The sequence below is a fragment of the Pontibacter rugosus genome (genome assembly GCF_042678745.1).
Taxonomy (GTDB): domain Bacteria; phylum Bacteroidota; class Bacteroidia; order Cytophagales; family Hymenobacteraceae; genus Pontibacter; species Pontibacter rugosus.
Map to the genome: position 1 here is coordinate 1 of NZ_JBHTLD010000192.1, position 9365 is coordinate 9365.

At 42.8% G+C, this 9365-nt stretch carries 7 protein-coding genes; 1 reads left to right on the plus strand and 6 read right to left on the minus strand.

Translation table 11 applies throughout. The annotated features are described in order from the left end of the window. Nucleotides 1-85 precede the first annotated feature (85 nt). The 3 genes from smc to ACFQ2O_RS17115 form a co-directional block, all read right to left on the minus strand. Nucleotides 86-3622 (minus strand): chromosome segregation protein SMC, encoded by a 3537-nt coding sequence (smc, locus tag ACFQ2O_RS17105; RefSeq protein WP_377530564.1) that lies wholly within the window; start codon nucleotides 3620-3622, stop codon nucleotides 86-88. A gap of 81 nt (nucleotides 3623-3703) precedes the next feature. Further along, a complete protein-coding gene (locus tag ACFQ2O_RS17110; protein WP_377530567.1) occupies nucleotides 3704-4453 on the minus strand; it encodes a hypothetical protein in 750 nt (249 codons plus the stop codon). Further along, nucleotides 4447-5265, minus strand: a complete 819-nt coding sequence (locus ACFQ2O_RS17115) for an ArnT family glycosyltransferase (protein ID WP_377530570.1) — start codon at nucleotides 5263-5265, stop codon at nucleotides 4447-4449. The genes ACFQ2O_RS17110 and ACFQ2O_RS17115 overlap by 7 nt, the downstream gene beginning before the upstream one ends. Before the next feature lie 102 nt (nucleotides 5266-5367). On the opposite strand from ACFQ2O_RS17115, the gene ACFQ2O_RS17120 reads away from it, so the two are divergent. Beyond that, complete coding sequence (locus ACFQ2O_RS17120) at nucleotides 5368-5907, plus strand: hypothetical protein (RefSeq protein WP_377530574.1); 540 nt, start codon at nucleotides 5368-5370, stop codon at nucleotides 5905-5907. A 47-nt stretch (nucleotides 5908-5954) separates the two neighbouring features. Here ACFQ2O_RS17120 and ACFQ2O_RS17125 read toward each other — a convergent pair whose 3' ends face one another. From ACFQ2O_RS17125 to pckA, 3 genes are all read right to left on the minus strand, one after another. Next, nucleotides 5955-6620: a DUF4159 domain-containing protein gene (locus ACFQ2O_RS17125; protein WP_377530578.1), complete on the minus strand. Its 666-nt coding sequence runs from the start codon at nucleotides 6618-6620 to the stop codon at nucleotides 5955-5957. Nucleotides 6621-6638: 18 nt separating this feature from the next. Beyond that, the gene (locus tag ACFQ2O_RS17130; protein WP_377530583.1) at nucleotides 6639-7355 is read right to left on the minus strand and encodes a 16S rRNA (uracil(1498)-N(3))-methyltransferase; all 717 of its coding nucleotides are present in this window, start codon (nucleotides 7353-7355) and stop codon (nucleotides 6639-6641) included. A 154-nt stretch (nucleotides 7356-7509) separates the two neighbouring features. After that, a complete protein-coding gene (gene pckA, locus ACFQ2O_RS17135) occupies nucleotides 7510-9123 on the minus strand; it encodes a phosphoenolpyruvate carboxykinase (ATP) (protein WP_377530587.1) in 1614 nt (537 codons plus the stop codon). Nucleotides 9124-9365 lie beyond the last annotated feature (242 nt).

A 9365-nucleotide genomic window follows, 5' to 3' on the forward strand; every position in this document is an offset into this window, starting at 1 on the left:
TACAACTTATTAAGTACAAGCATAAACAGAGATGGCCGCTAATTTATAGCGGCCATCTCTGTTTATGCTTGTAGTAGTTATATGGTTAAGCTATCTGACGAAGGTCAACAGGTATAACTCTGGAGATACCAGCTTCAATCATCGTGATGCCATACATTACATCTGTTGAGGCCATCGTGCGCTTGTTATGGGTTACAACAATAAACTGTGAGTCTTTAGAGAATGTGCGAATAATGTTGTTGAATTTATCAATATTAGCATCATCCAACGGGGCATCTACTTCATCAAAAATACAGAAAGGTGCCGGCTTGAGAAGGTATATGGCAAATAGCAGTGAAATAGCTGTCAACGTTTTCTCACCACCAGAAAGCTGGTTAATGGTAAGCGGACGTTTACCTTTTGGCTGTGCCATAATCTCTATCTTAGAGTCAAGCGGGTGCTGAGGATCTGAGAGCACAAGGTCGCAGTTATCTTCATCAGTAAACAAGCTTCTGAATACACGCTTAAAGTTATCTTTGATTTCATTAAATGAACTCATAAACTTCTCTTTTGCCACCATATCAATCTCGTTGATGGTGTCTATCAGCGTATTCTTCGCATTCAGGAGGTCGTCTCTTTGTTCTGTGATAAATTTATCACGCTCCTCTATTTCTGCATAAGCCTCTGCTGCCATGGCGTTTACAGGGCCCATCTTATCTAATTGCGATTTTACACTGGCAATATGATCGCTCAATTCAGGATTCGAAAGTGGGATCAGCAGCTCTTCTTCTGGCACAGGACTGGCAAAGTCTTCGTCTGAAATGTTGAATTCAGCAGCCAGGCGCTCTTTAATTGCCACCAACTTCAGCTGCGTATCTGTTTTAGCCTGTTGCATGCGCATCAGTAACTCATCAGAATTCTGGCGCTTGCGCTGCAACTCACGGATGCTTTTGTCTTTTTCATCCATATCGCCACGAAGCGAAAAGTATTCCTTCTCTATTTCCTCTAGCTCTTGTGCAAACTCATGGCGCGCCTCATTCATACTCTCAACCACCGCCTGGTTGTCTTCGACAAAGGCATCAGCTTCTTCAATTTCCTGTTCTGCCGTTTTCAACTCCTGTTTCAGGCCTACAATGCGTTCCTGGTTCGTCTCAACAGACTTTTGTTTGTAACTTATTTCCTGCTGCAGACTGGCAAAACGGTTCTTGAGCTGATGGTACTGAATATTCTCCTGGTTTAACCTGCCGGATATAATGGTTATCTGCTCTTGCTGCTGCTCAATGGTTGAAGTATAAACAGCAATCTCGGCTTCCAGCCTTTGCAACTCTTTCTGGTCTGCTTCAGCCTGCGGAGTTACTTCCATACTTTGCTCACGCAGCTCTACCAAGCGTTCATGCAGTTCATCTCTTTTCTGATCGAAGTTGCGGATGTTCTGCTGGTGTTGCTCATGTTTGATACGCACCGTTAGAAGGTCTTGCTGTAACTTGCTTACTTCTTTTTCAAGCGCTTTAATAGTATCTTTTTCAGACTCGTTCCTGTAGTTTTGCAGTATCTGATTTTGCGTATTGATACGACTCTGCATGAGCTCTACCTTTTCCTGTAGCTCTGCCACTTCCTCCGCCAGCTTCTCCAGGTTCTGCTTTCGGCCTAGTCTGTTTCCATCAAATACACCTACAGAGCCACCGGATAAGCTTAAGGGCTTTCGTATGGCACTACCGTCTTTCAGAATAATAGTTTTATAATCACTGTCGTAAAGCTCTTCTTCCGCATCCTCGGTTATGTAAACGTTGCGGAGCATATACTTCATCAGGCTGCTATACTTCTTTTCAGCCGACATAAACTCATATGCCGCCTTTAAGTTACCATCGCTATAGGTAGCAGTTGGCTCAAGCTCTTCGATTTCTGAAAGTATAATGAAGTTAGCGCGGCCTTTGTTTTCCTGTTTCAGCAATGCTATCGCGTTTACAGCATCCTGGAGTTCATCTACTACAAAGTAGTTCATGTATTGCTCCAGGTAGCTTTCGATAAGAGGCTTGTAATCAGGTTCACATATAAGTATGTCCGATAGGAGAGGAGCGGGTTTACTCCAGCTGTCAGACTTACTCAAGAATTTGATTGCTTCCGGGAAGCCTTCCATGTTCTCTACTAAAGACTTTGTAAGCGAATACTGGTTCTGCTTTGCATCCAATGTCCTGTTAAGTTCAACACGCTGGCTTTTAAGGTCTTCAATAGCAGCTTCGGTTGTTTCAATGTTCTGCTGTAGCGTTTCTTCCTTGGCCTGCAAGCGCACTAACTCAGATGTTTGCTCTTCAAGTATAGCTTGTGCCTCCTGAAGCTGCTCCTGCAGTATGCGCCCGTCTTCGTCGGCATTAAGCTGTTGCTGTTGCAGGCGCTCCAATTCCTGATTGATGTTCTGAATCTGGACCTGGCTAATTTCCAATGATTTACTTAACTGGTATACTTCATTTTGCTTTGCTTTCTGCTGCTGCACCAGGTCCAGGTATGTTTCCTGTAAAGCTGCTTTTTGCTCATTTGCCTCCTGCAGCTGCTCTTTCATTTCGGTTACCTGGTCCTCGGCACCGGAAAAATTATCCTGCACCTCCAACAGCTCGTCGCGTAGTGCAAGTATGCTTTCCTGCGTATGCTCCACGTTAGCCGTATCCTGGCTGATTTGCTGGCGCAGCTGTTGCATCCGTTCTTTCAAGTAAGAACCCCGCTCAAAACGTAATTTAATGTCGTTTTCCAATTGGCGCAGTTTCGCGCTCTGCACCTGCATTGAGCGTTGCATCTCTGCCAGCTTCTCCTGTGTCTGGTTTAGCTCTTCCTTCTGGTCTGCTATAGCTTCTTCGGCAGTGGTAACAGCTACAATGTACTGCTCTTTGAGAGTAGTTTCCTGTTGTACGTCCTGCTCCAGACGCTCCATTGTTTGCTGGTATTGAGATATGTTACGGCGTGCAAATTCAAGGCTGTGCTTCTTGTAATCATCTTTCAGGTTGAAGTACTTGATAGCCTGCTTTGCCTGCCGCTCCAGCGTCTTCATGTTTTTACCGATTTCATGCAGCACGTCCTCTACTCGCTCCAGATCGGCATCAGTTTCTTCTAGTTTTTTAAGCGTTTGCTTTTTGCGCACTCGGAATTTAGAAATGCCGGCAGCCTCTTCAAACAGTTGTCGGCGAGAATTTTCCTTGTCATTCAGGATTTCATCCACCATCTTAAGCTCAATGATCGCATAGCTATCCGACCCGATACCTGTGTCCAGAAACAACTCATTGATGTCCTTTAAGCGGCAGGTAACGCCATTGAGCATATATTCACTGTCCCCGTTGCGGTAATACTTGCGCGTAACAGTTACCTGTGAGTACTCCGTAGGAAGAATACCTTTATTGTTGTCGAAGGTAATGGACACCTCCGCCATTTGTACAGGTTTACGTGTTTTGGAACCGTTGAAAATAACGTTCTCCATCTTGTCAGAGCGCAGGTTACGGGTCTTCTGTTCTCCCAACACCCAGCGTATGGCATCCACAATATTTGACTTGCCACAGCCATTCGGCCCAACAATGCCTGTAATTCCGTTATCAAAGTTAATAACGACACGGTCGCCAAAACTTTTAAACCCTCTAATCTCTAATTTTGAAACTTGCATTTGCTTGCTCAGAAAACTCCTCTATCCAAACTCAAAAATAAGACGATTTTTGGTAAATAATGCGCTTGTTGTTAAGAAGACTTACTCTATGATAAATAACTGAAGCGGTTCTTTTTCAAATATAAGTTTACTCGTTTTGTAAGTGGTTAGTACTGAATCAGTAGACAGTGCATCTGTAAAGGAGGGGATTGAATTAAGCTTTTTGTTGAGGATCAGGTATTTTTTTGCTGTGCTGCCACCTGTAGTGCTGGTATCACTGTAATTAGAGAAAGTTATACTTGCCGGAACTTGATAGTTATAGTAATAAGGTGCTGCAATCAGTAAGTAACCTGGCGTATATACTTTAACAGGATGTTGATTTGAAAGCATCTTTATTTGCTGCATTATAGCCTGATGTTCCTGGTAATAAAGCGTTTTAGGTTTAAACATAAAGTATACCGGACGGATAGCAAGAATAGTTGCCAGGCTGATAGCGGCTATAAATACAAGTTTATGTTCCTGCAAAGTTCTAAAGTATAGCGCAGCCGAGTGAAAGAAAAAGTAACCCGCTAAAGCTCCATATATCAGGCTCATGGTGTTGTGCAGGTATACAGCTGAGAGCAGGAAAATGAACGTATAAAAAACGGTGTACCTGATGCTTAAAAGCTTTTGCTTTATGCCTACAGATGCAGCAATAGCTAAGGACGGAAGCAGCACGTTGTACATGCGGGCATCAAGTGTGATGGGATTGTATACCTTAAAAGAGGTGCTGCTGAACCATAAAGCAACAAAGCCAGAGCAGAACAAGAGTAGCCAAAAGTTTTTTTGCCTCCACTTTTCGGCTGTCAGCACCGTTTTCCACCCATCATCAAAACTAGAGGTATGAAAGTACCTGTTGATATAATGGCAGCTATTGGCCCCCATGTGAGCCTTTTAAAGTAGGCACGATGGGGATTAGTCACATAGTTGCTATAAGATAAGTTAGCTTCCTCCATCTCAGTAAGCCGGAAGAAAGGATTCCCTGTTTCGATGTAGTAGTATAGGAGGTAAACAGATCCTAAAAATAATGCAGTTGCAGCAGCAGCTATCCAGAAATGGCGCAGAGACTTGTTTTTAAACCAAGCGTAAATTGCTGAAAGAATAAAGAATGGAAGTACTAAAGCAGCTGTTTCTTTGGCCAGGTATGCCACAAAAAGGCAAACCATGAACGCTATACCTTTCCATGATTTAGAAGCAGATGGGGCCTTTTTGGCAGTATAGTATAATGCTGCAGCTGCTAAAGCAAAGAAAGCAACTACATTATCTGGATATAGAAAGTTTACGAAGTATAAGAAATAGAAATTTAGTACCAGAAGTATCAAAGCAAAAGCAGCTTCTATGTCTTTTTTTGAAGCCCAATAAATAAGTATAGCACAGCCGATGGTGCATATTAAAGGCCATAAAGTATAGGTAAAGTAATTTACGCCAAAGGTGCTGTAAATCAGTGCAACTGGGGCAAATAAGCCGGGCCTATGTATAAATGTGTGCCCGTTAGCAGTAATATCAAAAGTGCCATGCCAAATGCGTGCAGCTAACGCACTGTAGCCAACATCATCAGAATAATAAAGCCCCTCATGCGAAAACTGAAAGTATAGCAATATGAATGCTATGGCTGTGAGTAACACAAAACCAGCTTTGGGAAAAGAAATCCTTTGAAGGTGCATTTACAAAGATGTAATATTTTTCTTTTATCCGCACTTTGCTATCTTTGATAAGACCCCTATGCCATGGAAGACTATAAGATCATTTTATACATATTAGCTGCTGTTGCTTATTTTGTTGTGTCGCAGTGGCGAAAGGCTTTTAAAACACCTGATGATAAAAGCCCTGAAGTAAAACCAAAAAGAACCGTAGCGTCACAGCCACAACAGCGGCCAGCTCAACCTGTAACATCTTTCGAAGATATTTTAAAAGAGCTTCAGCCCAAAGCAGAAAAGGCTAAAAGCCAAGGTAAAACCCTTGTGCAGGATGCTAGAGAGTTTGTAGGTGAGAAAGTGCTTCCACCCTTAGCAACCGAATCGGCTCAACCGGTTTTCAATAAGTATAACAGCTATGAAGAGAAGCCGGAAAGGGCACGATCCTGGGAAAAAAGGGCAGAGGCCATAGAAGCAGCTAAAAATTCTAAGTTCAGGGAGCAAAAAAGCTTTGTGCCGAATGAAAAAGCCGTTGAGTTAAAGCCAAGTCGTTTTGCGGCCTTATTGCGTAATCCTTCTTCTGTACGTGATGCAGTTATTCTTACTGAAATATTTAACCGAAAGTACAATTAGCTATCACAACAGAAGTAGTCGTGCCCTAAAAGAAGTTTAAATAATGTTTACTCAGCCTGCGTCACGGCGAAGGTTAGTATATTGGCGCCCATACGCAAAGCTTGCTGCCGTATCTGCTCCGGATCATTATGCACTTCTTTATCTTCCCAGCCATTACCTAAATCAGTTTCATAAGTATAAAAACACACCAGCCTTCCTTCGTGTATGATACCGAAACCTTGCGGAGGCTTGCTGTCATGCTCATGTATTTTAGGTAATCCGTGCGAAAAGTTATACTTCTGCTTATAAATTGGGTGTTCAAAAGGTAATTCTACAAACTCAAGTTCTGGAAATACTTTTTTCATTTCCTTCCTGATGAACTTATCTAAGCCATAGTTATCATCCACATGCAGAAAACCACCGCTAAGCAGATAGTTGCGCAGGTTTTGTGCTTCGGCTTCTGAAAAAACTACATTGCCATGCCCTGTCATGTGCACGAAGGGAAATGAAAACAACTCGGGGCTTCCTACTTCCACCACAGCCTCTTCGGCAGCAATGTTCATGTTTAAGTTTTGGTTGCAGAAACGTATTAAATTGGGGAGCGATGTTTTGTTTGCATACCAGTCACCGCCTCCATTATACTTTAGCTTCGCTATTTTGAAGCTATAATTTTGTGCCGTTACTAAGGGAGCAGCGCAGCAAAGTATGATCAGAAGCAGGAGTAGGCGTTTCATGGGAATAAATCTATAGCTTTATAACGGTGCAAAAATGTCATGAAGTACATGTAAGGTATGGCATGCTGCTAATGCAGCTGTTTCCGTACGAAGCCTGCTTTGGCCCAGTGTAACAGGTTTGATGCCAACCTCATAAGCTGCTGCAATCTCGTTGGTAGAAAAATCACCTTCCGGACCTATCATAATACAATGTTGCTGCCCGTAGTTAAAGTATTCTTTTATGCCTTTAGTTGCATCATCTTCTAAATGAGCGATAAAAGTACGCTCAGGTATAGTTTTTTTTATGAACTTATGTAGCGGAGTCATGTCGTGGAGCAGGGGCAGGTAGCCTTTCTGTGATTGTTTCATGGCACTTACGGCAATCTTCTCCAGCCTATCCAGCCGCAAGCTCCTGCGTTCGGAGTGTTCACAAAGTAAAAAGGTGATCTCACTTACACCAATCTCCACGGCCTTCTCCACAAACCACTCCATGCGATCCATGTTTTTAGTTGGTGCCACAGCAATATGAGAAGTATAGGGCAGCTTTCCGTACTCTATTTGTTTATCAATAACCTGAAGCTGGCATTTCTTCTGGTGCCCATCTTGTATGATAGCAGTATACATTCCTCCTTTGCCATCCACCAGGTAAACAGTGTCTCCCTGGTTTAAGCGCAGAACGCGGGTACAATGCTTAGACTCTTCCTCGCTCAAGGTATAGAAGTCAGAAGATATATCTGGTGTATAGAATAGGTGCACGTTATGATATTTAATTATTGAGACTATTATAGAAGGATCTTGTTCTTTCACCTTCCTTTGTATCTATACGAAATTACGAAAAAGGAGCGTCTATAGAAATAAAAGAGCCTCTCTGCACGAGGCAGAGAGGCTCTTTTAAACTGAAAAGGTTTACTTAAGCAGTCACTTCTGCCTGAGGTGCACCTGCCAGAATATCATCACTGGCATATTCAGCGTACTTCTGGAAGTTCTTCACGAATTTAGAAGCCAAGTCAGCTGCTTTGGTGTCATACTCTTCTTTGTTCTGCCACGTGTTCCGTGGACTCAAAATTTCAGAAGGTACGTTAGGGCAGGAGTTAGGCATTTCAACTCCAAATATAGGATGCTTTGTGAATTCTACATGTTCTAGTTCACCTTTCAAGGCAGCTGTAATCATTGCTCTTGTATAAGGCAGCTTCATTCTACTTCCAACACCGTAAGGACCACCAGTCCATCCCGTATTCACTAACCATACATTTACATTATTTTCTTCCATTTTCTTCCCCAGCATCTCTGCGTACTTTGTAGGGTGAAGCGGAAGGAAGGCAGCTCCAAAGCATGCCGAAAAAGTTGTCTGAGGTTCTGTTACACCTACTTCTGTGCCGGCTACCTTGGCTGTATACCCAGAAATAAAGTGATACATGGCCTGACTTGTATTAAGCTTTGAGATAGGAGGTAACACACCAAAAGCGTCAGCAGTAAGGAAGAAGATGTTTTTAGGAATATCTGCCCTGGAAGGCTCAACGGCGTTATCTATATAATTAATAGGGTAAGCGGTCCGTGTGTTCTCTGTAACTGAGTTGTTGGTGTAGTCTACTTCGCGTGTGCCTTCATAGAAACGGGTATTCTCTACAATAGAGCCAAATTTGATTGCATCCCAAATTTGTGGCTCTTTCTCACGCGTTAGGTCGATAACTTTGGCGTAGCATCCACCTTCAAAATTAAACACGCTGTCAGCTGTCCAGCCATGCTCATCATCGCCGATCAGCCCACGCTCAGGGTCTGCTGATAAGGTGGTTTTGCCTGTGCCCGATAAACCGAAGAAAATAGCTGTGTCTCCGCTTTCGCCAACGTTAGCAGAGCAGTGCATTGAGAGGGTGTTCCTCTCGTGAGGTAAAATGTAATTAAGCACTCCAAATATTCCCTTTTTCATTTCGCCAGCGTACCCTGTTCCACCAATCAGGATCATGTTTTTGGTGAAGTTAATGATGGCGAAGTTAGATTGGCGCGTGCCATCTACAGCAGGGTCTGCCTCAAACTCAGGGGCACAGATAATGGTGAATTCTGGTTGATGATCTTTTATTTCTTCGTTGCTCAAGCGAAGAAACATATTATTGCAGAAAAGATTCTGCCATGCCTGCGTGTTAATGATGCGCAGGTTAAGGCGGTAATCAGGATGCGCGCCTGCATAAGCATCACGTACGTAAAGTTTCTGATCCTTAAGGAAGTTCACCATCTTTTCGTGCAGGCGATCAAACTTTTCAGCATCAAACGGAATATTAATATCACCCCACCACACAGAATCCTCTGTCTTGGCATCTTTTACAATAAAGCGGTCTTTAGGGGATCGGCCGGTAAATTTACCGGTATCACACATTAAGGCTCCTGTGCTAGTCAAATAGCCTTCGCCATTGTTCAAGGCTTCTTCTACCAGCTCAGCAGGGCTTAAGTTCCATAGCACTTCTTTTGCCGCTGTAATGCCTACGCTTTCCAGGCCAACTGCATTAGACTTATTTCCAGATTGTTTCATTAATGAATTCGGTTGATTAGGTTTTTATTAAGAGTAACGAAACTTTGACACAAAAATAGAGAATTTTGGATATTCTTTTAGTACGAGAGCCATATAAAGTGGTTGATTACTCACTTTTTTTAGATAGACATTCTTTTTGGTTTACGTGCGCTGCCATACCTTAGTTCATGCAGTATGTCTGGTTTACCAAATAAAGTATATATAGAAATAGAAGATTGCTTTTATGGAGACTATCTCATACT